The sequence below is a fragment of the Streptomyces sp. NPDC025784 genome, from assembly GCF_055558435.1.
The window spans coordinates 15,896-39,554 of record NZ_JBVHMN010000024.1; the positions used below are offsets into that span (position 1 = coordinate 15,896).

21 protein-coding genes are annotated in these 23,659 nt (G+C 71.7%); 15 read left to right on the forward strand and 6 right to left on the reverse strand.

What is annotated here, in order from left to right; all coding sequences use genetic code 11:
• Positions 1 to 2 precede the first annotated feature (2 nt).
• Both ACZ4IF_RS38045 and ACZ4IF_RS38050 read right to left on the reverse strand, forming a co-directional pair.
• On the reverse strand, positions 3 to 1,391 hold the full coding sequence (locus tag ACZ4IF_RS38045; RefSeq protein WP_467571688.1) for an FAD-binding oxidoreductase: 1,389 nt from the start codon (positions 1,389 to 1,391) through the stop codon (positions 3 to 5).
• An 89-nt stretch (positions 1,392 to 1,480) separates the two neighbouring features.
• Positions 1,481 to 3,289: a glycoside hydrolase family 15 protein gene (locus tag ACZ4IF_RS38050; RefSeq protein ID WP_467571989.1), complete on the reverse strand. Its 1,809-nt coding sequence runs from the start codon at positions 3,287 to 3,289 to the stop codon at positions 1,481 to 1,483.
• Between the two features lie 491 nt (positions 3,290 to 3,780).
• Between ACZ4IF_RS38050 and ACZ4IF_RS38055 the strand changes: the two genes are divergently transcribed.
• From ACZ4IF_RS38055 to ACZ4IF_RS38125, 15 genes are all read left to right on the forward strand, one after another.
• Complete coding sequence (locus ACZ4IF_RS38055; protein WP_345648239.1) at positions 3,781 to 5,430, forward strand: CTP synthase; 1,650 nt, start codon at positions 3,781 to 3,783, stop codon at positions 5,428 to 5,430.
• Between the two features lie 98 nt (positions 5,431 to 5,528).
• Positions 5,529 to 6,155 carry an NUDIX domain-containing protein gene (locus tag ACZ4IF_RS38060; protein ID WP_095933339.1) on the forward strand — a complete coding sequence of 209 codons (627 nt, stop codon included), beginning with the start codon at positions 5,529 to 5,531 and terminating at the stop codon, positions 6,153 to 6,155.
• Positions 6,156 to 6,338: 183 nt separating this feature from the next.
• Positions 6,339 to 8,420 (forward strand): tetratricopeptide repeat protein, encoded by a 2,082-nt coding sequence (locus tag ACZ4IF_RS38065; RefSeq protein ID WP_467571691.1) that lies wholly within the window; start codon positions 6,339 to 6,341, stop codon positions 8,418 to 8,420.
• A 162-nt stretch (positions 8,421 to 8,582) separates the two neighbouring features.
• Positions 8,583 to 9,707 (forward strand): alanine dehydrogenase, encoded by a 1,125-nt coding sequence (ald, locus tag ACZ4IF_RS38070; protein WP_467571695.1) that lies wholly within the window; start codon positions 8,583 to 8,585, stop codon positions 9,705 to 9,707.
• 422 nt (positions 9,708 to 10,129) lie between these two features.
• On the forward strand, positions 10,130 to 11,257 hold the full coding sequence (locus ACZ4IF_RS38075; protein WP_345648230.1) for a ParA family protein: 1,128 nt from the start codon (positions 10,130 to 10,132) through the stop codon (positions 11,255 to 11,257).
• On the forward strand, positions 11,242 to 11,811 hold the full coding sequence (locus tag ACZ4IF_RS38080) for a hypothetical protein (RefSeq protein ID WP_095933337.1): 570 nt from the start codon (positions 11,242 to 11,244) through the stop codon (positions 11,809 to 11,811). Before ACZ4IF_RS38075 ends, ACZ4IF_RS38080 begins: the two co-directional genes overlap by 16 nt.
• A 183-nt stretch (positions 11,812 to 11,994) precedes the next feature.
• Complete coding sequence (locus ACZ4IF_RS38085; RefSeq protein WP_467571699.1) at positions 11,995 to 13,209, forward strand: segregation and condensation protein A; 1,215 nt, start codon at positions 11,995 to 11,997, stop codon at positions 13,207 to 13,209.
• On the forward strand, positions 13,206 to 13,868 hold the full coding sequence (gene scpB, locus ACZ4IF_RS38090) for an SMC-Scp complex subunit ScpB (RefSeq protein WP_095933336.1): 663 nt from the start codon (positions 13,206 to 13,208) through the stop codon (positions 13,866 to 13,868). Before ACZ4IF_RS38085 ends, scpB begins: the two co-directional genes overlap by 4 nt.
• A complete protein-coding gene (locus tag ACZ4IF_RS38095) occupies positions 13,868 to 14,938 on the forward strand; it encodes a pseudouridine synthase (RefSeq protein WP_359492741.1) in 1,071 nt (356 codons plus the stop codon). The genes scpB and ACZ4IF_RS38095 overlap by 1 nt, the downstream gene beginning before the upstream one ends.
• A 227-nt stretch (positions 14,939 to 15,165) precedes the next feature.
• On the forward strand, positions 15,166 to 16,194 hold the full coding sequence (locus ACZ4IF_RS38100) for a sigma-70 family RNA polymerase sigma factor (RefSeq protein WP_467571704.1): 1,029 nt from the start codon (positions 15,166 to 15,168) through the stop codon (positions 16,192 to 16,194).
• A complete protein-coding gene (locus ACZ4IF_RS38105; RefSeq protein ID WP_467571707.1) occupies positions 16,191 to 16,886 on the forward strand; it encodes a DinB family protein in 696 nt (231 codons plus the stop codon). The genes ACZ4IF_RS38100 and ACZ4IF_RS38105 overlap by 4 nt, the downstream gene beginning before the upstream one ends.
• A 31-nt stretch (positions 16,887 to 16,917) precedes the next feature.
• Positions 16,918 to 18,333 carry an MFS transporter gene (locus tag ACZ4IF_RS38110; protein ID WP_467571709.1) on the forward strand — a complete coding sequence of 472 codons (1,416 nt, stop codon included), beginning with the start codon at positions 16,918 to 16,920 and terminating at the stop codon, positions 18,331 to 18,333.
• Between the two features lie 166 nt (positions 18,334 to 18,499).
• The gene (locus tag ACZ4IF_RS38115) at positions 18,500 to 19,255 is read left to right on the forward strand and encodes an NUDIX hydrolase (RefSeq protein WP_345648200.1); all 756 of its coding nucleotides are present in this window, start codon (positions 18,500 to 18,502) and stop codon (positions 19,253 to 19,255) included.
• Positions 19,255 to 20,277, forward strand: coding sequence for an ADP-ribosylglycohydrolase family protein (locus ACZ4IF_RS38120; protein ID WP_345648197.1), 1,023 nt, complete (start codon positions 19,255 to 19,257; stop codon positions 20,275 to 20,277). The genes ACZ4IF_RS38115 and ACZ4IF_RS38120 overlap by 1 nt, the downstream gene beginning before the upstream one ends.
• A 3-nt stretch (positions 20,278 to 20,280) precedes the next feature.
• The gene (locus ACZ4IF_RS38125; RefSeq protein ID WP_467571713.1) at positions 20,281 to 21,033 is read left to right on the forward strand and encodes a nucleotidyltransferase domain-containing protein; all 753 of its coding nucleotides are present in this window, start codon (positions 20,281 to 20,283) and stop codon (positions 21,031 to 21,033) included.
• Here the strand turns inward: ACZ4IF_RS38125 and ACZ4IF_RS38130 are convergent.
• The 4 genes from ACZ4IF_RS38130 to ACZ4IF_RS38145 form a co-directional block, all read right to left on the reverse strand.
• Positions 20,977 to 21,702: a nucleotidyltransferase domain-containing protein gene (locus tag ACZ4IF_RS38130; protein ID WP_467571716.1), complete on the reverse strand. Its 726-nt coding sequence runs from the start codon at positions 21,700 to 21,702 to the stop codon at positions 20,977 to 20,979. The genes ACZ4IF_RS38125 and ACZ4IF_RS38130 overlap by 57 nt on opposite strands.
• A 21-nt stretch (positions 21,703 to 21,723) precedes the next feature.
• Complete coding sequence (locus ACZ4IF_RS38135) at positions 21,724 to 22,188, reverse strand: Rieske (2Fe-2S) protein (protein WP_467571719.1); 465 nt, start codon at positions 22,186 to 22,188, stop codon at positions 21,724 to 21,726.
• Complete coding sequence (locus tag ACZ4IF_RS38140) at positions 22,185 to 22,769, reverse strand: DUF6529 family protein (protein ID WP_359492727.1); 585 nt, start codon at positions 22,767 to 22,769, stop codon at positions 22,185 to 22,187. The genes ACZ4IF_RS38135 and ACZ4IF_RS38140 overlap by 4 nt, the downstream gene beginning before the upstream one ends.
• Before the next feature lie 192 nt (positions 22,770 to 22,961).
• Positions 22,962 to 23,651, reverse strand: coding sequence for a hypothetical protein (locus tag ACZ4IF_RS38145; protein ID WP_467571992.1), 690 nt, complete (start codon positions 23,649 to 23,651; stop codon positions 22,962 to 22,964).
• Between the last annotated feature and the right edge of the window lie 8 nt (positions 23,652 to 23,659).

Consider the following 23,659-nt stretch of genomic DNA (forward strand, 5'->3'; position numbering starts at 1 on the left):
GCTCACTCCGGCACGGGCCTGATGTTGTGGTTGAAACGGAAGACGTTGTCCGGGTCCCACGAGGCCTTCACCGCGGCCAGACGTCTGAGGTTCTCGGCGCCCAGACCGGCCACGATCCGGTCCGCGCCCTCGTCGCCGATGAAGTTGAGGTAGACGGCGCCGGTGCTCCAGGGCCGTACGCTCTCCCGGACCTCCCTGACCCAGTCGATGCACCTTTCGTCGTCGGCGGGGTCCTCCCAGATGCCGAAGGGATGCACCACCCAGGTCGCGTCCCGGTACGGCACCGGGTAGTCGGTGGGCCCGGTGGCGATCGCGCCGCCCTGCGGGAACAGCACGTGCCGGGTTCCCGTGGGCACGGGCACCCTCTCGCCGAGGGAGTGGAAGACGTCGAGCATGGCGTCGGGGGCCGCCGCCATGTACTCCGCGGACCAGTAGTTGCGCATGTCGGGAGGGTCGTCGAACATCGTCTGGAACTCCGCGTACGACATGGCCGTCACGATCTCCGCCTCGTGCGGCAGCGCCAGCAGCGGCTGGGCGACCTTGCGCAGATCCTCCTCACTGCCCGTGTACGTCACCACGGCGACGAGCAGCCGCGTGCCCACCAGATGGGCGGGGACGAAGTCCTCCGGGGGACCGGTCAGGTAGAGAATGCCGCCGCCCGCCTCCTGCGGGCCGGTCGTGATGATCTCGCGGTAGGTGCGCAGGACGTCGGGCCCGTGCTCGGGGAGGAAGATCACCAGGGCGAAGGAGAACTCGGGCAGCTCGTGCAGGTGCAGGGTGAGCGCGGTGGCGACACCGAAATTCCCGCCGCCGCCGTGCAGCGCCCAGAACAGTTCGGGGTTCTCGTCGTGGCTCGCGCGGACGGCCGTACCGTCCGCGGTGACGAGTTCGACGCCGAGCAGATTGTCGATGGCGAGGCCGAACGCCCGGTCCAGCCAGCCGGTGCCGCCGCCCAGCACGAAGCCGCCGACGCCGGTCGTGGAGGCACGGCCCCCGGTGGTCGCCATGTGGTGGGGCTGGGTGGCGGTGTCCATGTGCCTCATCGTGGCGCCGCCCTGGATGCGTACGCTCGACGACCCGGGGTGCACCGTGACCTCGTGCATCCGCCGCAGGTCGATCACCAGGGCGGCGTCGCCGAGGGCCATGCCCGCCACGCTGTGCCCGCCGCCGCGGACTGCGACCGCCAGGTCCAGGTCCCGTGCGAAGCGGACCGAGCGGATCACGTCGGCCTCGTTCTCGCACTGGGCGATCACGGCGGGCCGCCGGTCGATCATCGCGTTGAAGACGACCCGGGCTTCGTCGTAGCCCAGGTCGTCCGGGGCGAGGACCTCACCGCTCAGATCCGTGCGGAGCGCGTGGAGTGCCGCGCCCGCCTTCGAAAGGGGAGCCATCGCAGCCGCCCCCTTTCCGGCAGGGGACAGGACTGATTCAAGCGTAGGCGGGCACGGCGGATCCCTCCTGTTCGGCGGGGCGCGCCGGGTCAGCCGCCGTACGCTCCCGAGGCCGTCAGACGCAGTGCCGTGTCGATCAGGGGGACGTGGCTGAACGCCTGCGGGAAGTTCCCCACCTGGCGCTGCAGATTCGGGTCCCACTCCTCGGCGAGCAGCCCGAGGTCGTTGCGCAGGGCCAGCAGGCGCTCGAACAGCTTGCGGGCCTCGTCGACCCGGCCGATCATCGCGAGGTCGTCGGCCATCCAGAACGAGCAGGCGAGGAACGCGCCCTCGTCGCCCTCCAGACCGTCCACGCCCGCGTCCTCACCGGCGGTCGGGTAGCGCAGGATGAACCCGTCCGGGGTGGACAGCTCACGCTGGATCGCCTCGATCGTGCCGATCACCCGCTTGTCGTCCGGCGGCAGGAAGCCCATCTGCGGGATCAGCAGCAGCGAGGCGTCCAGCTCCTTGGAGCCGTACGACTGCGTGAACGTGTTGCGTTCCTTGTCGTAGCCCTTCTCGCACACGTCCCGGTGGATGTCGTCGCGCAGTTCGCGCCACTTCTCCAGCGGACCGTCCGCGTCACCGGACTCGATGAGCTTGATGGTGCGGTCGACGGCGACCCAGGCCATCACCTTGGAGTGCACGAAGTGCCGGCGCGGACCCCGCACCTCCCAGATGCCCTCGTCGGGCTGGTCCCAGTGGTCCTCCAGGTAGCGGATCAGCTTCAACTGGAGCAGCGAGGCGTAGTCGTTGCGGGACAGGCCCGTCATGTGGGCCAGGTGCAGGGCCTCGGTGACCTCGCCGTACACGTCGAGCTGGAGCTGGTGCGCGGCGCCGTTGCCCACGCGGACCGGCATCGAGTTCTCGTACCCGGGGAGCCAGTCGAGTTCCGCCTCGCCCAACTCCCGCTCACCCGCGATGCCGTACATGATCTGCAGGTTCTCCGGGTCGCCCGCGACGGCGCGCAGCAGCCATTCGCGCCAGGCGCGCGCCTCCTCGCGGTAGCCGGTGCGCAGCAGCGAGGAGAGGGTGATCGCGGCGTCGCGCAGCCATGTGTACCGGTAGTCCCAGTTGCGTACGCCGCCGATCTCCTCCGGGAGCGAGGTCGTGGGCGCGGCGACGATCCCGCCCGTCGGCGCGTACGTCAGGGCCTTCAGCGTGATCAGCGAGCGGACCACGGCCTCGCGGTAGGGCCCGTGGTACGTGCACTGCTCGACCCAGTCGCGCCAGAACTCCTCGGTGGCCACCAGGGACTGCTCCGGCTCGGGCAGCGCGGGCGGCTCCTTGTGCGAGGGCTCCCACGAGATGGTGAACGCGATCCGGTCGCCCGGCGCCACGGTGAAGTCGGCGTACGTGGTCAGCGCCTTGCCGTAGGTCTCGCAGGCCGTGTCGAACCACACCGAGTCGGGTCCGGCGACGGCGACGGTGCGTCCCTCGTGCTTGTGCACCCAGGGGACCACTCGCCCGTACGAGAAACGCATCCGCAGCGCGGAGCGCATCGGTACCCGGCCGGTGACGCCCTCGACGATCCGGATCAGCTGCGGCGCGCCGTCACGCGGGGGCATGAAATCGGTCACCCGGACCGTGCCCCGCGGGGTGTCCCACTCGGATTCCAGGATCAGCGAGTCGCCGCGGTACCTGCGGCGTGCCGCCGTCGGCGGTTCGGCGTCGGCCGCGTGCGCCGGGCCGAGCCGCCAGAACCCGTGTTCCTCCGTGCCGAGCAGCCCCGCGAAGATGGCATGCGAGTCGAAGCGGGGCAGGCACAGCCAGTCGACTGTGCCGTCCCGGCAGACCAGCGCGGCTGTCTGCATGTCTCCGATGAGTGCGTAGTCCTCGATGCGCCCGGCCACGTGCATCTCCAGTCGAACGGCCACGTCGCCCCCCGTCAGGGGCGGTCGCTCTTGCGGTCAGGGGAACGTATGTAATGCGAAGCGTCTGATGTTGCGGAACGTCGGTGTTGCGCCGCTGCGGAACGTCAATTGTCGGTGCGATTGTCGTTGCGAAACGAACTGACGAGCTCTCTTTGTTCCGGGATACGGGCGGGGATGGTGCCGTGTGCCGGCCGGGCTCGGCAGCGAGTGTCCGAGCAGGATACGACGCACCTGGAAGATCCGCGTGCCGCTCACGGCAACCCGGGTGGGCCGATCGAGTGAGGGCTGTGCGGGCTCTGTGGCCAGGTGTGCGCGGAGCGTGGCCGGAAGCGGTCCTGTTCTGTCGCTGATACCCTGGTAGCCCGTGGACCGGTGGGCAAGAAACCCCCGAACCGCAGCGACGGCACCTCCGGAAATCTCCGGACCCCACGCCGGCACGCACCCCAGACCGCGACCACGGGAGCCCCCCTTTGGCCATGCCGCCCAAATCCACGACGACCAAGCACATCTTCGTCACCGGGGGTGTCGCCTCCTCCCTCGGCAAGGGCCTCACCGCCTCCAGCCTGGGCGCGCTGCTCAAGGCGCGGGGCCTTCGGGTCACGATGCAGAAGCTCGACCCGTACCTGAACGTCGACCCCGGCACCATGAACCCGTTCCAGCACGGCGAGGTGTTCGTCACCAACGACGGCGCCGAGACCGACCTGGACATCGGTCACTACGAGCGCTTCCTCGACGTGGACCTGGACGGCTCGGCCAACGTCACCACCGGTCAGGTGTACTCGACGGTGATCGCCAAGGAGCGGCGCGGCGAGTACCTGGGCGACACCGTGCAGGTCATCCCGCACATCACCAACGAGATCAAGCACCGCATCCGCCGCATGGCCACCGACGACGTCGACGTCGTCATCACCGAGGTCGGCGGCACGGTCGGCGACATCGAGTCCCTGCCGTTCCTGGAGACGGTCCGCCAGGTCCGTCACGAGGTCGGCCGCGACAACGTCTTCGTCGTGCACATCTCGCTCCTTCCCTACATCGGCCCGTCCGGGGAGCTGAAGACGAAGCCGACGCAGCACTCGGTTGCGGCGCTGCGCAACATCGGTATCCAGCCGGACGCGATCGTGCTGCGCGCCGACCGCGAGGTCCCCACCGCGATCAAGCGCAAGATCTCGCTGATGTGCGACGTCGACGAGGCGGCCGTGGTCGCGGCCATCGACGCCAAGTCGATCTACGACATCCCGAAGGTCCTGCACACCGAGGGCCTGGACGCGTACGTCGTGCGCAAGCTGGACCTGCCCTTCCGCGACGTGGACTGGACGACCTGGGACGACCTGCTCGACCGCGTCCACAACCCGCTCCACGAGATCAACCTGGCCCTGGTCGGCAAGTACATCGACCTGCCGGACGCCTACCTCTCGGTCACCGAGGCGCTGCGCGCCGGCGGCTTCGCCAACAAGGCCCGCGTGAAGATCAAGTGGGTCACCTCCGACGACTGCAAGACCCCGGCGGGCGCCGCGAAGCAGCTCGGCGACGTCGACGCGATCTGCATCCCCGGTGGCTTCGGCGACCGCGGCGTCTCCGGCAAGGTGGGCGCCATCCAGTACGCCCGCGAGAACAAGATCCCGCTGCTGGGCCTCTGCCTCGGCCTCCAGTGCATCGTGATCGAGGCCGCGCGCAACCTGGCCGACATCCCGGACGCCAACTCCACCGAGTTCGACTCCGGCACCGCGCACCCGGTCATCTCCACCATGGCCGAGCAGCTCGACATCGTCGCCGGCGAGGGCGACATGGGCGGCACCATGCGCCTGGGCATGTATCCGGCCAAGCTCGCCGAGGGCTCCATCGTGCGCGAGGTGTACGACGGCAAGGAGTACGTCGAGGAGCGCCACCGGCACCGCTACGAGGTGAACAACTCCTACCGCGCCGAGCTGGAGAAGAAGGCCGGTCTGCAGTTCTCCGGCACCTCTCCGGACGGGAAGCTGGTCGAGTACGTCGAGTACCCGCGCGACGTCCACCCGTACCTGGTCGCCACCCAGGCCCACCCCGAGCTGCGCTCCCGCCCGACCCGCCCGCACCCGCTGTTCGCGGGGCTGGTCAAGGCGGCCGTGGCACGCAAGACGGGCAAGTAACGCAAGGGTTGTACGGTGGCCGGGGTGCGCGTCTTGCGAGGTGCGCGCCCCGGTTCCGTCACAGGACCGGATCTTTCGCACGTGTGGGAGGACAGGCCATGACGATCAAGGACACCGCCGAGGAGTGGGAGGTCCGGGCGACCGAGACCCCGTTCAAGGGCAACAAGACCTCGGTGCGCACCGACGACGTGGTCATGCCCGACGGCTCGGTGGTCCGCCGCGACTACCAGGTCCACCCCGGGTCCGTGGCCGTCCTCGCCCTCGACGAGGAGGACCGCGTCCTGGTCATCCGCCAGTACCGCCACCCCGTGCGCCACAAGCTCTGGGAGATCCCCGCGGGCCTGCTCGACATCCCCGGCGAGAACCCGCTGCACGCCGCGCAGCGCGAGCTCTACGAAGAGGCGCACGTCAAGGCGGAGGACTGGCGCGTGCTGACCGACGTCTACACCACTCCCGGCGGCTGCGACGAGGCCGTGCGGATCTTCCTCGCCCGCGACCTCTCCGAGGCGGAGGGCGAGCGTTTCGAGGTCGAGGACGAAGAGGCCGACATGGAGCTGGCCCGGGTGCCCGTCGCGGACCTGGTCCGCGGTGTGCTCGGCGGTGACCTGCACAACAACTGTCTGGTGGTCGGCGTCCTCTCGCTGATCGCCGCACGGCAGGGCGACGGCCTCGACGCGCTGCGCCCGGCCGAGGCGCCCTGGCCCGCGCGCCCCTTCGAGGTCTGACGCCCGCCCACGGTTCCTGCCGCCGCGCACGGCACACCGCCGGTCCTACGATCGCCTGATCCGATCGGGGGACGTGTCCGCCGCGCTCCGCACGGTTCGTCGCAGAGCGTGAACTAGGCTCTGGAAACGCCCGAACCGGAGTCCCGGCGGGCTTGCGCGTGCAGTGGGACGGGAGTGTGGCCCGTGACGGAACCGGCCGTGGAAGACGACGGCACGAACGTGTCGGCGAAAGGGCAGCCGCCGGCTGTCGAGTCAGTTTCCACGCAGGGTCAGTTCCTCGGCCGTACAAGAGAGTTGAAGGAACTCAGGGCCGACATCGAGCGTGCGGGCCTGGACACCCTCTCCGGGCGCAAGGCGCCTCGCGCGCGCGTGCTGCTCATCGCGGGCAAGCCCGGATCCGGCCGTTCCGCGCTCGCCGAGGAGCTCTCCCGGCAGGTTGCCGAGCGTTACCCCGACGGGGTGCTGCGCGCGCGGCTCACCGAACCCGACGGGACCCGGGTGCCCACCGAGCGCACCGCGCGGGAACTGCTCGTCGCCCTGGGCCTCTCGACACCTCCCGGAGCCGATGCCGACGACCTCGGGGAGGCCCTGCGCGAGGCCCTCGCCGTCCGCCGGGTGGTGCTGCTGCTCGACGACGCGGCCGACGCCGAGCAGGTCGACGCCCTGCTCCCGGACGCGCCCGAGTGCCTGGTCGTCGCCGTCTCCGGAGGGCCTCTCACCGGCATCGCGGACGTCCGCCCCTGCACGCTGGGCGGCATGGACACCAAGTCCGCCCTCGAGCTCCTCGGCCGGTACACCGGATCGGTCCGTATCACCGTCGACCCGCTGGCCGCCGAGGGGCTGGTCGAGCTGTGCGCGGGCCAGCCCGCGGCGCTGGCACTGGCCGGCGGCTGGCTCGCCGCCCGGCCCGCGTCGGCCGTCGCCGACCTCACCAAGCACCTGCGCACCGACGGCGAGGAGGGCACGCCCGTCGACCGCGTCTTCCGCCTCTCGTACGGATCGCTCCAGGCCGCCGCGGCGCGGACGCTGCGTCTGCTGTCCCTGGCCCCCGCGGGCCTCGTGGACCCGCACACCGCCTCCGCGCTGGCCGGCTGTTCGGTCGGCGCCGCCCGCTCCGCCCTGGACGAATTCGTCACGCTCGGTCTGCTGCGCTCCGTCGAGTCGCCGCTGTCGCAGTACGAGGTGCCCGGCTGTCTGCTGCCCCTGCTGCGGGCGATGACGGAGATCCACGACCGCCCGTCCGAGCTCCAGCTGGCCCGCGCCCGCATGCTGGAGCGGACCGTGCGGCTGCTGGTGTCCTGCCGCGCCATCACGGAGACCGACAGCTCGCCGGCCCGCGAGAAGCTCGCCGGGATGCCCCGCGCCCTGCGCTTCCCCACTCCCCGGGCCGCGGCCGAGTGGCTGGAGCTCCGGCAGCCCGCGCTGCTGGCCTCGGCCCGGCTCGCGGTCGCCGACGGGGAGCTGGACACGCTGGCCCGCCGCCTCATGGCCGCGCTGGTCAGGGCTCTGGTCGCGCACGTCGGGACGCGGGCCGCCGCCCCCGAGCTGTACGGCATCCACCGGCTCGTCCTGGACGTCGCCGAGCGGCGCAGCCTGCCGCGCGAGAAGGCCGCGGCGCTGCTGAACCTCGCCGACCTGGACGCGCAGACCGGCCGGACGGCCGACGCCCTGGTCCGCTACCGGGCAGCGCTGGACGCCGGACGCGAGGCGAACGACCCGTATGCGACCGGCCGCGCGATGGAATCCGTAGGCGGTGCCCATCAGGAGCTCGGGGACTTCGACCGGGCCGCCGACTGGTACGGCAGGGCGCTCGCCCAGCGCCTGGCCCGTGGGGAGCGCGTGGACGCCGCCCGGCTGTACGGCCGCATCGCCACCGCGCTCACGTACGCGGGCCGCTACGGCGAGGCCCTGCGCAACTGGCGCGCCGCCGTCACCGGACACCGGCGCAACGCCGACGTGGCCGCGCAGGCAAGGGCGTTGAGCGAGATGGCCCGGGTGCAGGAGTACGCGGGACGGCCCGAGGAGTCGCTGCGCACCTGCCAGGAGGCCGTCGAGTGGGCACGGCACGCGGACGACGTACGCCTGCAGGCGGCGCTCCAGCTCAGGCTGGCCGACACGCTGGACCGGCTCGGCGACCCGGCGGCGGCCCGGCTGCACCGCGGCGCGGCGGAGCGCATGCTGGGAGACGAGCTCCCCGAGGGCACATCCAGCCGGGAACACGACGCTAACGCCTACGAAATCCGCAGTACATCCGCTGAAGATTGATGCATTGGAAGGCTAGACAGAGAGAATCCCTTCATTAGACTGGCTCCGCCGCGTTCTTTCGTGGTGTCTCCCGATGTGCTCCGGTGCGTCAGGTATGACATGCATTGCCTGGCTTGCATCGCCTCGGCATGCATAGCCCCAGAACCCTCTGAGCCAAGGACCGTGATCGACGTGAAGGTCGGCATCCCCCGCGAGGTCAAGAACAACGAGTTCCGGGTGGCCATCACCCCGGCCGGCGTGCATGAGCTGGTGCGCCACGGCCATCAGGTCGTCATCGAGCGCGGCGCCGGTGTCGGCTCGTCGATCCCGGACGAGGAGTACACCGCCGCAGGCGCGCAGATCCTGGAGACGGCCGACGAGGTGTGGGCCGCCGCCGACCTGCTGCTCAAGGTCAAGGAGCCGATCGCGGAGGAGTACCACCGCCTCCGCAAGGACCAGACCCTCTTCACCTACCTCCACCTGGCCGCCTCCAAGGAGTGCACGGACGCGCTCCTGGAGTCCGGCACCACGGCGATCGCGTACGAGACGGTCGAGCTCCCCAGCCGCGCGCTGCCGCTGCTGGCCCCCATGTCCGAGGTCGCGGGCCGTCTCGCCCCGCAGGTCGGCGCCTACCACCTGATGCGCGCGGTCGGCGGCCGTGGCGTGCTGCCCGGCGGTGTCCCGGGCGTGCTGCCCGCCAAGGCCGTCGTGATCGGCGGCGGCGTCTCCGGCTGGAACGCCGCGCAGATCGCCATCGGCATGGGCTTCGAGGTGACGCTGCTCGACCGCGACATCAACAAGCTGCGCGAGGCCGACAAGATCTTCGGCACGAAGGTCAAGGCCGTCATGTCCAACTCCTTCGAGCTGGAGAAGGCCTGCCTGGAGGCCGACCTCGTGATCGGCGCCGTGCTCATCCCGGGAGCCAAGGCCCCGAAGCTGGTCACCAACGAGCTGGTGTCCCGGATGAAGCCGGGAAGTGTCCTTGTCGACATCGCGATCGACCAGGGCGGCTGCTTCGAGGACTCGCGTCCCACCACCCACGCCGAGCCGACCTTCCCGGTCCACAACTCGGTCTTCTACTGCGTCGCCAACATGCCCGGCGCGGTGCCCAACACCTCCACGTACGCGCTGACCAATGCCACGCTGCCGTACATCGTCGAGCTTGCGAACCGCGGCTGGGTCGAGGCGCTGCGCCGTGACCCCGCGCTGGCCAAGGGTCTCAACACCCATGACGGCAAGGTCGTTTACCGCGAGGTCGCCGAGGCGCACGGCCTCGAGCACGTCGAGCTGGAGACGCTGCTCGGCTGAGTCATCGACCGGTAAAAAGTCGATACTTCCCGGTCCGCACTTCGCTCGATCAGGGGGAAAACGTCACAGGTCGTCAACACCGCGCACCCGGCCGGACCTTGCCCGACAAGGTCCGGCCGGGTGTGTGTCGGGTCACTTTGCGACACTCGTTCAACTCGCCGCGAACGTAACCCTTCGACCGATTCGCACACCGGTGAAACCTGCCGTGCGACGGCCTTACGCCCTTGACAGAGGGGTGTTCGGTTGCCGACACATCGGGTCGGGTCCGGCGGATTGTGTTGCTGCGGACCGGTGACACGCCATAGAGTCGCCAACCGTCGGCATGGTGCCACGCTGACCTATCTAGAAGTTTCCTGGTCACCAAGGAGGTAAGACGACTTGTGAATGAGTCGACATTTACTCCCGGGGGTGGTCAACCAGGAATGCCGGCGCGGGGCCAGGGCCCCACGGAGCTCAAGGCTGTCGGCTCCGTCGCTGTCCGAACCTTCGCAGCCCACCAGAGTCCCCGGATGACTCAGACAGCACACCAGAGCATGGATGGCCATCACGTGAACGCCATGGCCGGCAACGGAAGTGGCGAGAACCACACCCACTTCGCCGACTACGACGAACTGCCCGAGGGGCACTTCTACGACCCCGACGCCGAGTACGAGCCCGATCCGGAGTACGCGGCCACGCTCGCGCCCGACGCGGCCCGCCAGCGCCGCGAGCGCATCGGCCCGACCGGCCGCCCGCTGCCGTACTTCCCGATCCCGGGCCCGCTGACCGACCACGGCCCCGCGAAGATCATCGCGATGTGCAACCAGAAGGGCGGCGTCGGCAAGACCACGTCGACCATCAACCTGGGCGCCGCGCTCGCGGAGTACGGCCGACGGGTCCTGCTCGTCGACTTCGACCCGCAGGGCGCGCTCTCGGTCGGTCTCGGTGTCAACCCCATGGAGCTCGACCTCACCGTCTACAACCTGCTCATGGAGCGGGGCATGGCGGCCGACGAGGTGCTCCTGAAGACAGCGGTCCCGAACATGGACCTGCTGCCCAGCAACATCGACCTGTCCGCCGCCGAAGTGCAGTTGGTGAGCGAGGTCGCCCGCGAGTCCACGCTGCAGCGCGCCCTGAAGCCGCTGATGGCCGACTACGACTACATCGTGATCGACTGTCAGCCTTCGCTCGGCCTGCTCACCGTCAACGCCCTGACGGCGGCTCACAAGGTGATCGTGCCGCTGGAGTGCGAGTTCTTCGCCCTCCGCGGTGTCGCGCTGCTCACCGAGACCATCGAGAAGGTCCAGGAGCGGCTCAACCCCGAGCTGGAACTCGACGGCATCCTCGCCACGATGTACGACTCCCGCACGGTGCACAGCCGCGAGGTGCTCGCGCGCGTGGTCGAGGCCTTCGACGATCACGTCTACCACACGGTGATCGGCCGCACGGTCCGCTTCCCGGAGACCACGGTCGCCGGTGAACCGATCACCACCTACGCCTCCAACTCCGTCGGTGCCGCCGCCTATCGCCAGCTCGCCAGGGAGGTGCTCGCCCGGTGTCACGCCGAGTGAGTCTGCCGGGGGCCGACGAACTGTTCCGTACCACCGGGGGAATGGCGCTCCAGGCGTCCACGCCCTCACGCCGGACCAATGGCGAGGCGCGGGTTCCGGCGCCCGCGGGTGACAGCGACGCGGCCGCCGCGGGGGAGGACGCGCCTCAGTCGGTGCCCGTCCAGGGCGGCGACGGCGAGGGCGACGAACACGTCGCGGCCGACGCCGAGCCGGCCGACGCGGGCGAGTCCCGCAGCCGGGGTGCCGCCGCGGAGCGCACGGGACGGCGCCAGGCGCCGCAGGAGGGCTCCTCCGCCGCCCAGCCGTCCCGCAAGCGGGGGCGGGCCGCCAACCGCCGGCCCAGCGGCCGGGAGCGGCACGACGAGAAGATCACGGTGTACGTGTCCGCCGAGGAGCTCATGGACCTCGAGCACGCCCGGCTGGTGCTCCGCGGCGAGCACGGTCTCGCCGTCGACCGCGGGCGGATCGTCCGCGAGGCGGTGGCCGTGGTGCTGGCCGACCTGGAGTCCCGGGGGGACGCGAGCATCCTCGTACGACGGCTGCGTGGGCGGTAGCGGTAGCCTGCGACGGCTATGACCTCGAACGACGCCCCCGTCCCCGCCGCCGGCTCCGGCGGGCGTCGGCGTGTCCTGGGGCGGGGCCCCGGGGCGACGCCACCGCCCGAGACGCCGGCCGCGACGTCGCCGCCGCAGCCTCCGGGCGGAGAGCCCGCGCTTCCGGAAGAAGCCGAGGCGGTCGTGTCGCGGCAGGCGGACGAGGCGGCGAGCGAGCCGGTCGCGTCGGCCGAGGCGGTCGGCCCGGCCGCGCGGGTCGGCGCGGGTGAGTCGCCCGCCGGGCGCGAGCAGCCTGCCGCGGTCGTGGAGACCGAGGCGGCTGCGGAATCCGTCGAGGTCGTGCAGTCCGAGACGGCTGTGGAGTCCGAGGCGGTCGCGGAATCCGTCGAGGTCGTGCAGTCCGAGTCGGTGGCGGAATCCGTCGAGGTCGTGGAGCCTTTCGCCGTCGAAGGTCCTGCCGGTGCTGTGCCCGGGGCCGGGGTCGCGACGCAGGGCGCCGGGTACATCGGTGCGGATGCCGTGGCTGCACCCTCCGAAGGCCCCGACGACGCCGCCGACGGGGTCTTCAAGGTGCGGCTCTCGAACTTCGAGGGGCCCTTCGACCTGCTGCTCCAGCTGATCTCGAAGCACAAGCTGGACGTCACGGAAGTGGCGCTGTCCCGCGTGACCGACGAGTTCATGGCGCACATCAGGGCGATGGGACCGGACTGGGACCTCGACCAGACGACCGAGTTCCTGGTCGTCGCGGCGACCCTGCTCGACCTCAAGGCGGCCCGGCTGCTGCCCGCCGCCGAGGTCGAGGACGAGGCCGACCTGGCGCTCCTGGAGGCCCGGGACCTGCTCTTCGCGCGGCTCCTGCAGTACCGCGCGTACAAGCAGATCGCGGACATCTTCAACGCGCGGCTGGAGGAGGAGGCCCGCCGGTACCCCCGTACCGTCGGCCTGGAGGCCCACCACGCGGAACTGCTGCCCGAGGTCGTCATCAGCATCGGCCCGGAGGGCTTCGCGAAGCTCGCGGTCAAGGCGATGCAGCCGAAGCCCAGACCGCAGGTCTACGTCGACCACATCCACGCGCCGCTGGTCAGCGTGCAGGAACAGGCCGGGATCGTGGTGGCGCGGCTGCGCGAACTCGGCGAGGCGAGCTTCCGCGCGCTGGTCGAGGACACCGACGACACCCTCACCGTCGTGGCCCGCTTCCTGGCCCTGCTGGAGCTCTACCGGGAGAAGGCCGTCGCCCTCGACCAGGAGGAGGCCCTCGGGGACCTGCTGGTGCGCTGGACGGGCGGTGAGGGCGACGAGCAGCCCCGGGTCACCGACGAGTTCGACCGGCCCCCCGAGGATCCGACGGGCAAGGACGACGCCAAAGGGACCGGCACGGGCAAGGAGGAGAAGGCGTGAGCGAGGACATCAGCGAGATCCCGGCGGGGCTGCGCACCGTCGCCGACCTCGATCTCAAGCCTGCCCTGGAGGCCGTCCTCATGGTCGTCGACGAGCCGGCCACCGAGGAGCACCTCGCCAAGATCCTGGAGCGGCCGAAACGGCAGATCGCGGACGCGCTGCGGGAGCTGGCCGACGAGTACACGGTTCAGGGCCGGGGCTTCGAGCTGCGGCTCATCGCGGGCGGCTGGCGGTTCTACACCCGGCCCGCGTACGCCACGGCCGTGGAACGCTTCGTCCTGGACGGGCAGCAGGCCCGGCTCACCCAGGCCGCGCTGGAGACGCTGGCGGTCGTCGCGTACCGCCAGCCGGTCAGCCGTTCCCGGGTCTCGGCGGTCCGCGGAGTGAACTGTGACGGTGTGATGCGCACCCTCCTCCAGCGCGGTCTGGTCGAGGAGGCGGGCACGGAACCCGAAACAGGTGCGATCCTGTACACGACGACGAACTACTTCCTGGAGCGAATGGGCCTGCGCGGCCTGGACGAGCTCCCGGAGCTCGCGCCCTTCCTCCCCGAGGCGGACGCGATCGAGGCCGAGACGCAGGAAGGTGTTCCGTCGTTCGACCCGGACGCACCTGACGCTCCGGGGACAGACGACGCAGACGACCAGACGGAATTTTGATGCGAAGCAGCGGCAGCGGCAGCGGCAAGAGCGGCGGGCGCGGTAACTTCCGCGGTGCCGGCAACAACAGGGACCAGAAGCAGGGGCAGGGACGCCCCCGCAAGCCCCGCCCCGAGGAGCGCCGCTACGACGTGGGCCCCGGGGCCTCACCGGACGGCCCGAAGTCCGGACGCGGCAGTGCGGCCCGCGGCGGCGCCAAGGGCGGACCCAAGCAGAGCCAGCAGCGTGGCGGCCGCACCGAGCCCGCGCGCTCCCGCGAGTACGAGACGCGGGCCGAGGAGCGCAACCGGGACCGGTACGCGGGCAAGAAGGACATCAAGCTGCCCAAGACCTTCCCCGGGGCCGAGCAGGAGGGCGAGCGCCTGCAGAAGGTGCTCGCGCGCGCGGGTTACGGCTCCCGGCGGGCCTGCGAGGAACTGGTCGAGCAGGCCCGGGTCGAGGTCAACGGCGAGATCGTCCTGGAGCAGGGCCTGCGCGTCGACCCGGAGAAGGACGAGATCAAGGTCGACGGGCTGACGGTCGCGACGCAGTCGTACCAGTTCTTCTCGCTGAACAAGCCCGCCGGTGTCGTCTCGACCATGGAGGACAACGAGGGCCGTCAGTGCCTCGGCGACTACGTGACGAACCGCGAGACGCGGCTCTTCCACGTCGGCCGGCTCGACACCGAGACCGAGGGCGTCATCCTGCTCACCAACCACGGTGAGCTGGCCCACCGCCTGACCCACCCCAAGTACGGCGTGAAGAAGGTCTACCTCGCGCACATCGTGGGCCCGATCCCGCGCGACCTGGGCAAGCAGCTGAAGGACGGCATCCAGCTGGAGGACGGCTACGCGCGCGCGGACCACTTCCGCGTCGTCGAGCAGACCGGCAAGAACTACCTCGTCGAGGTGACCCTCCACGAGGGCCGCAAGCACATCGTGCGCCGCATGCTCGCCGAGGCCGGGTTCCCCGTCGACAAGCTGGTGCGGGTGGCCTTCGGTCCGATCACCCTGGGCGACCAGAAGTCGGGCTGGCTGCGCCGCCTGTCGAACACCGAGGTCGGCATGCTGATGAACGAGGTCGGCCTCTGAGGGCTCCCGCGACCCACGACGGCCGGTTCCGGAACTTCTCCGGGGCCGGCCGATTCGTTTTCGCCGCCCCGCCGGTCTGTACCGGTGAACGATCCGCCGGTCCGCGCCGGCGGGGGACGCGCCGGTCCGCGCCGTTGTGCCCTCCGCCGGATCCGGTCGGCGCGGGCACCGCCGGTCCGTACCGGCACGGGAGCCGCCGGGCGTGGACCGGCGGGAAGGGAGCGGGCATGGCTGCGACGGCCGACCGCGAGGAGTTCGTACGGCTCACGGATCCGTACCGGCGCGAGCTGCTGGCGCACTGCTACCGCATGCTCGGATCGGTGGACGACGCCGAGGACCTCGTCCAGGAGACCTATCTTCGGGCCTGGCGGGCGTACGGCGGGTTCGAGGGCCGGGCGTCCTTGCGGACCTGGCTGCACCGGATCGCCACGAACACGTGCCTGACGGCCCTGGAGGGCCGTGTGCGCCGTCCGTTGCCCGCCGGCCTCGGCGGGCCCTCGGACGCGCCCGAGGAGCCGCTCAGGGCCCCCGCGACGGACGTCGAGTGGCTTCAGCCGCTGCCCGACGCGCTCGTCGACCCGGCGACCGTGGTGGCGGCCCGGGGGAGCCTGCGGCTCGCGCTCGTCGCCGCGCTCCAGAACCTGCCCGCCCGGCAGCGGGCCGTGCTGATCCTGCGCGACGTGCTGGCCTGGCGCGCGCCGGAGGTCGCCGCGCTGTTCGGGACCTCGACCGCGGCCGTCAAGAGCACCCTCCAGCGCGCGCGTGCCCGGCTCGGCGAGGTGGCGCCCGAGGAGGACCTGGTGACCGAACCCGACGTCGCCCGGGACCGCGAGCTGATCGACCGCTACATGGCGGCCTTCGAGCACGCCGACATGGACGCCCTGCTGGAGCTCCTCCAGGACGGCGTCGAACTGGAGATGCCTCCTCACCTGGACTGGTTCCGCGGCACCAAGGACGTGCTGCGCTTCCTGGGGGTGCGGGTCGGCGAGCCGGGACGGGTCCGGATGCTGCCGACGGGGGCCAACGGACAGCCCGCGGTGGGGTCGTACGAGAGGGGCGCGGACGGCGCGTACCGGGCGCACTCCTTGCAGGTGCTCGATGTGACCGGCGCACGTGTCCCGGATCCGCGCGACGCGCACGCAGTGCCTGCGCTCGGCGTACGCGGAGCGCGCATCGCGCGGATCACCGCCTTCCTCGACCCGGACCTCTTCGCGCGCTTCGGCCTGCCGAAGGTGCTGCCGCAGGTGTTCCGGTGAACTCCGGCGAGCTCCTGGAGCGTGCGCTCGCCTACGCCCTGGGAAGCGTCGCGGTGGTGGCGCCCGGCACGCTGGGACGGGCCACGCCCTGCGCGGGCTGGGACCTGGGGGAGCTGCTGCGGCACCTCGACGACTCGGTGGACGCGCTGTACGAGGGCGTCACCGACGGGCAGGTGGGGCTGTGTCCCACCGTGGGCGTCGCCGATCCGGTGTGCGCCTTCCGGGAACGTGCCTGCGCGCTGCTCGGTGCCTGGGCGGTGGCCTTCGGCGACGTGCCGTACGCGGGCCGCCCGCCCGGCACGGACGGGCCTTCGGCCGGGGGTGCCGCGAGTCGCGGCGGGGCCTTCGCGCGCGGCCTCCCGGGCACGGGCGAGCCCCTCGTGGGCGTGGGCGACCGGTCGCTCGGGCTGGGCGTGCTCGCGGCGGTCGGCGCCGTCGAGATCGCGGTGCACGGCTGGGACGTGGCGCAGGCGTGCGGGACGTTCCGGCCGATCCCGCCGGCGCTCGCCGCCGAACTGCTGCCCGTGGCGCGGTGCGTCGTGGACGACGCCGACCGCGGGGTGCGCTTCGCCGATCCGGTGGGCGCGCCGGCGTCGTGGCCCCGGCCCGAAGACCGTCTGGTGGCCTTCCTCGGGCGGCGCCCCGGCCCGCCGCGATTCCTTTCCGGACGGGGCCCGGTCTGCCTTCCGTGAGTGATCCCTCGACCTCACGGAAGGAACCGACATGGCTGACACCCTGCGCGCCCCGGTCCGCGAACCCGCTTCCGGTGCCGCACCGCCACGACGCGCGTGGACCGTCGTACTGGCCGGACTCGGGGCGCTGCTCTGCTCCCTGGACGTGGTCGTCGTCTCCACCGCGCTGCCCGCTCTGCGGGCGGACTTCGGGGCGAGCCTGTCCGACCTGGAATGGACGATCAACGCCTACAACCTCGTCTTCGCCTGTCTCACCCTGACCGGTGCCGCGCTCGGCGACCGGTTCGGCCGGCGCCGCATGTACGTCGCGGGACTCGCCGTCTTCACCGCGGCCTCGGCCATGGCGGCGCTCGCGGGAAGTCCCGGACAGCTGATCGCCGCGCGCGTGGTCCAGGGCGCCGGCGCCGCCGTCCTGCTGCCGCTCACGCTCACCCTCATCAGCGACGCGTTCCCGGCGGAGAAGCGGGGCGTCGCCATCGGCCTGTGGGGCGGGGTGACCGGGCTCGGCGTGGCGGCCGGACCGGTTCTCGGCGGCGCGGTCACCGAGGGCCTGTCCTGGCAGTGGATCTTCTGGCTGAACGTGCCGACAGGGCTTGCGATGCTGCCGGCGGCCGCCCGCAGGCTGCGGGAGAGCCACGGTCCGCGTCCCCAACTCGACATCGTGGGACTGCTGCTGGCGGCGGTCGGGCTGACCGGACTGGCGTGGGCGCCCGTGCGGGCCCCGGAGGTGGGCTGGGGGAGCGCCGAAGTGCTGGGCGCGCTGGCCCTCGGAGTGGTCTTCGCGGCGGCCTTCCTCGGCTGGGAGCACACACGGGCCCGCTACCCGATGCTGCCGCTCACCCACTTCCGCCGGCGCGGCTTCTCCACCGCCAACGGCGCCGCGTTCCTGACGTTCATGTCCCTGCTCGGCTCCCTCTTCATGATCTCGCAGCTCTTCCAGCTGGGTCTCGGCAACTCCCCGCTGGCGGCAGGCGTCCGCATCCTGGTGTGGACGGGGATGCCGCTGCTCGTCGCGCCGCTCGCGGGCGCGCTCGCCGACCGGTTCGGCAACCGGCCCTTCATGCTCGCGGGACTCGTCCTGCAGGCCGTCGGGATCGGCCTGCTGGCCCGGCAGATCGAGCCGGGCGTCTCCTACGGCAGCCTGGTCCTGCCGCTGGTCGTGGCGGGTGTCGGGATCTCCATGGTCTTCCCCACCGTGGCGAACGCGGTGACGTCGTCGGTGCCGCCCGAGGAGGCGGGCGTCGCGGCCGGGGTCAACAACGCGCTGCGCGAGCTGGGCGGCGTCTTCGGAGTCGCCGTGGCCGCAGCCGTGTTCACGCGGTACGGCGGCTACGGCTCGGCGCGGTCCTTCGTCGACGGCTGCGGACCCGCGCTCTGGGTCTCGGCGGGGGCGGCCGCGGCGGGCGCGGTGGTGGCGGCGTTCGCGCCGTCGCGCGCCGGAGACTGACGCCGGGGCCGGGCGGACGGAGCCGGGGGACCGCGCACCCCGGCTCCGTCCGCCCGGCGTCAAATTCCCGCGCTCAGGGGCTTGTTGGCACCCACCCACCCCTTTATAGTCGTACTGACCATAGTCAGAGTGACCATAAAAGTGACGGTGAGCAGGAGGTGGGGGCGTGCGCGGGAAGGAGAGCCGTGCGCCGGGCGGCACAGCACCGGAGGGCTACGACAAGTACGCGTTCGAACCCTTCGCCGTCACCGTCGACCTGGCCGTCCTGACGGTTCGCGCCGGCGCACTCCAGGTGCTGCTCGTCGAGCGCGGTCAGGAACCCTACGCGGGCCGCTGGGCACTGCCCGGCGGCTTCGTGCTGCCGCACGAGTCGGCGGAGGCGGCGGCCCGCCGTGAACTCGCCGAGGAGACCGGTCTGTCGGACCTCTCCGGACTCCACCTGGAGCAGCTGCGCACCTACAGCGAGCCCGACCGTGACCCCAGGATGCGTGTCGTCTCCGTCGCCTTCGCCGCGCTGCTCCCGGACCCTCCCGAGCCGCGTGGCGGCGGCGACGCCGCACAGGCCCAATGGCTGCGGTTCAACGCGCTGGGCCCGCTCGCCTTCGACCACGACCGGATCCTCGCGGACGCCCACGAACGCGTCGGCGCCAAGCTCGAGTACACCTGTCTCGCGACGTCCTTCTGCCCGCCCCGTTTCACCCTCGGCGAGCTGCAGCAGGTCTACGAGACCGTGTGGGGCACCGCCCTCGACCGGCCCAACTTCCGGCGCAAGGTCCTTGCCACGCCCGGATTCGTCGAGCAGGTCCCCGGCGCCGCGCGCCTCACCGGCGGCCGCGGCAAGCCCGCCGCGCTCTACCGCGCGGGCGGCGCCAAAGCCCTGCACCCGCCCCTGCTGCGTCCCAGTTCGGAAGGACGGCCCTGATGACCGCCACGACTCTCGCCAAGCGCGCCGCCACCGGATCCCTCATCGGCCTCGCCCTCGGCGACGCGCTCGGGTACCCGACCGAGTTCAACTCCGTCCCCGCGATCCTCGACAAGTGTGGTCCCTGGCGGCAGATGGCGCTGCCCACGCCCGCGAAGGTCACCGACGACACCCAGATGACGCTGGCGCTGGCGCGGGGCCTGCGCACGGCCATGGACCGCGGACTGCTCGGCCCGCTGCGGATGGAACGGCCGGTCCGCGAGGAGTTCGTGGACTGGTACCAGTCGCCCGACAACAACCGCGCGCCCGGCCGCACCTGCCTCGTCGCCTGCAACCTCCTCAAGAACGAGAAGCGCCGCTGGCAGGAGGCCAGTCAGATCGGCTCCAAGGGCTGCGGCGCCAACATGCGCGTGGCTCCCGTCGGACTGGTCCGCGGACTCAGCGACGAACAGCGCGCCGGTGCCGCGCAGCTCCAGGCCGCGCTCACCCACGGACACCCCACCGCCCTCGCCGCCGCGGACCTCACCGCGCAGGCGATCTGGCTCCTCACCCAGGGCGTCGAGCCGATGGGCCTCGTCGGCCGGCTGCGGTCGTACGCGTACGAGAACCGCCACCGCTACCACTCCCGCTGGCTCGGCGACCTGTGGACCTACAGCGAGGACCCCACGCCCGAGGCGTTCATCACCCGCGGCTGGGACGAGTGCCTCGCCGCCCTGGACCAGCTGCGGCACGCCGTGCGGACCGTCTCGCCCGAGAGCGACCCCTGCATGGCCACCGGCGGCGGCTGGATCGCCGAGGAGGCCCTCGCCACCGGCCTGCTGTGCTTCCTGCTCTTCGTCGACGAGCCCCTCACGGCGCTGCGCCGGGCCGCCTGCACCTCGGGCGACTCCGACTCCATCGCCTGCCTGACGGGCGCCTTCGCCGGTGCCTACCACGGCTCGGACGCCTGGCCGACGGCCTGGGCCGACCGGATCGAGTACCAGGGCGACCTCATGTCGCTGGGGGCGCTCTGGGACGCTTGACGGATGACGGACGTCCTCGACATCGACCTCAGGGCCGTGGTGGCGCAGCAGCCCGACCCGGTGCTCTTCGCCACGGTCTCCGGAGCCCATCTCTACGGCTTCCCCTCGCGCGACTCCGACGTCGACCTGCGGGGCGTCCATCTGCTGCCCACCGCCGAACTCGTCGGCCTGCGCGAACCGGAGGAGACCCGGTCGCGGATGTGGTTCGAGGACGCTGTCGAGATGGACCTCGTCACCCACGACCTGCGCAAGTTCGTCCGGCTGATGCTGCGGCGCAACGGCTACGTGCTGGAGCAGCTCCTGTCCCCCCTGGTCGTGCACACCACCGAGGCGCACCGCGAGCTGGTCTCGCTCGCCCCCGCCGTGCTCACCCGCCATCACGCCCACCACTACCGGGGCTTCGCCGCGACGCAGTGGCGGCTGTTCGAGCGGACCGGCGAACTCAAACCGCTGCTCTACACCTTCCGTGTGCTGCTCACCGGCGTCCATCTGATGCGCAGCGGTGAGGTGCAGGCCCATCTGCCCACGCTCGTCGGGTGCGTGGCCGAGGCCCCCGCCCGGCTGCCCGACCTGATCGCCGCGAAGGCGGAGCGGGAGCACGGTGCGGCCGACGTCGACCACGCGCGGGTGCGGGACGACGTGGAGCGGCTGCACACCCTGCTGGACGAGGCCCAGGACGCCTCGGCGCTGCCCGAGGCATCAACCGCCCACGACGCCCTGCACGATTTCGTCGTCCGGGTCCGCCTGGAGGGCTGAGGCGCGGCGCACCCGGACCAGGAAGTCCTCCACGCGGGCCCGGTCCGGCTCGTACGGGAGGGGACTTCCCGCGGCCGCCTCGTCCGTCTCCGCCGCCAGCCGGGACATCCAGGCCTCCACCCGCTCCCACGGGACCTCGCCCCGCTTCACCGCGAGGAGCGGCTCACGCTGCTCGCCCACGTCGATCCGGAGCTCGCCGGTGCGCAGGAGATCGCGGCACGTCGTGAGAAGCCGCAGCAGGTGCATGGCGTGCTTCCAGCGCGGGGCGCCGTAGCTGCGGACGTCGGCGTCGAGCTTCTTGCGCTGCCCCATGGCGTAGCGCGCGAACGTCTCGTGCGCCTGACGGGACAGGAAGGCCTCGCGCAGGGAGAGCAGTTCGCGGCCGGTGGCGTCGGCGTACTCGACGAGCGGGGAGTGCAGGCACTCCAGGACGTTCGGGTTGGCGCGCAGCGCCAGGATGCAGAACCGCTCCAGCTCCCAGCTGAACTGTTCCTCGGCCGGGCCCTCCACGTGCGTCGGCGGCTTCTCGAAGCGCCAGAAGAGCGGGGTGGGGACGAGGAACACGCCCCGGCGGTCGGTGTCGCTGGTGTCGGTGGCCAGCCCGAAGGCGCGCGAACCCATCACGCAGGAGTAGATCGTGTGGTCACGCACCAGGGCCGCGGCATCCATTCCTGGAGCGTACGTGCTGCCTCAGGCCAGCCGGATCGAATTTCCGTCGACGGTGATCTTCTTGGCGGGCAGCGGACGCGGAGCCGGGCCGGCCTTCACCGCGCCGTCCACGACGCTGAACTTGCTGCCGTGGCAGGGGCAGTCGATCAGGCCGTCGACCACGCGGTTCACCGTGCAGCCCTGGTGGGTGCAGATCGCCGAGAAGGCCTTGAACTCGTCCTTCTTCGGCTGGGTGACGACCACCTTCTGTTCCTTGAAGATCTTGCCGCCGCCCACCGGGACGGCGGCCTTCGTGGTCAGCTCCTTGCCGCCGGACGCCGCCGCGGACGGAGCGGACGAGGGGGCTTTCGACGTGTCCGCCAACGGGGCCTCGGAGGGAGACGACTCGGACTCGCTGCTGCTGTTGTCGCCGTATTTGCTGCACCCCGCGAGCAGTGCGGCCGTCCCTGTCGCGAGAACCGTGCGCCGCGTCGAGCGGTTGGTCATGTCGTCACTCCGAACGTACGGAAGAACCAGAGGGCAGAGGTCAGCCAGATGGCCGTGAGCACGGCGAAGACGAGGCCGCCGATGATCGGCAGCAGCCAGCCGGGCAGGCGCTCCGAGCGGAGCAGCAGCATCTTGGCACTGAAGGCGCCGAAGAAGAAGCAACCCAGGAGGGAGTGCCACAAGACGCGCGATTCGTACGTCTGATAGCCCAATGCGTACAGACAGTGCACGGCGACCGGGACGGCCACGAGGAAGGCGGCGCGGCCCGACCAGCGGTGCAGCGCCGGCGCCCAACCGGGGCCCGGCAGTCTGCCGTAGACCATGAACGCGGAGACGACCTGGACGAGCGCGAAGAAGAAGGCGGCCGTCGCGAGCCAGGACTTCACGGCGCCCGTGCTGCTGAAGCCGGCGATGTTGAAGGCGGTCCCGGCCGGGTCGTGCACCTTGCCGTAGGCGCCCAGCCCGACGGCGACCGCCGCGGCGACCAGGGCCGGGACGAGGTAGCGGGCCGGGTGCGAGCGGTGGTGGACGGGCCCCGGCGAGGGGAAGCCCTGGGTGGCGGCGTTCGGGTCCACGGTCATATCGGTTCCCTGGTGTCGGTGCCCTGGTCAGGAAGGACGGGGGCCGGCGGGGGACGGGACGGGTGCCGGTGGTGCGGGTGCGGGTGCGGGTGCCTGGCCGCGGGCGTTCGCGGAGCGTGCGGCGGGGGCGGGACGGGGCCACTGCGCGGGCATGGGCACCGCCGTAGGGCGGCGGACCGAGCCCGGTGCGGGTCAGGGAGTGACGGGCTTCGCCGTGATCGTCCGGCCGTCGACCGTCACGGCACCGGTCTCCGGGTCGATCCTGGGCGCCGTGGACGGCCTGCCGTCGCGGTCGAGGACGCCGACCTGCCGACCGCCGGGCAGCACGATCCAGCCGCCGTCGACCTTCGCGCCGCGCACCGTGGCGGTCGCCCGGTACAGGCCGGACGGCTTGACCGCCTTGTCGGCGGTGAATCCGTAGCGGTGCCCGCCCAGATCGACGGTTCCGCGGATCCGCCTGCCGTCCTGGAGGGTGCCGTCGAGCTTCGCGCCGTTCTTCCCGGTGAGCTTCATGGTGCCGTCGTCCTCGACGTCGCCCTTCAGCCAGGACTCCTTGTCCCGTCCGTCGCAGAAGTAGGCGATCGCCCGGCCGTCGCGCAGCGAGACGGCGACCGCCGACGAGTCGTCGTCGGTACGGCCCGCGTAGTCGGCGTCGGCCGCGGCGCTCCGGGACGGGCGCGCGGACGCCGTCGACGGCGCGACCGGTGAAGCGGGCGTGGGTGCGGTCGGGCCGGCCGTCGCGCCGGGCGACACGGCTGTGGCCGGCGGTTCCTCCTGGGCCGAGGACGCGTTCCTCGTCCCCGTCGTCGCGTTGAGCGACAGCAGGAACACCCCGAGCAGCAGTCCCGCCAGCAGGGTGAGAAGGGGTCCTGGACGCTTCATGCGGGTCA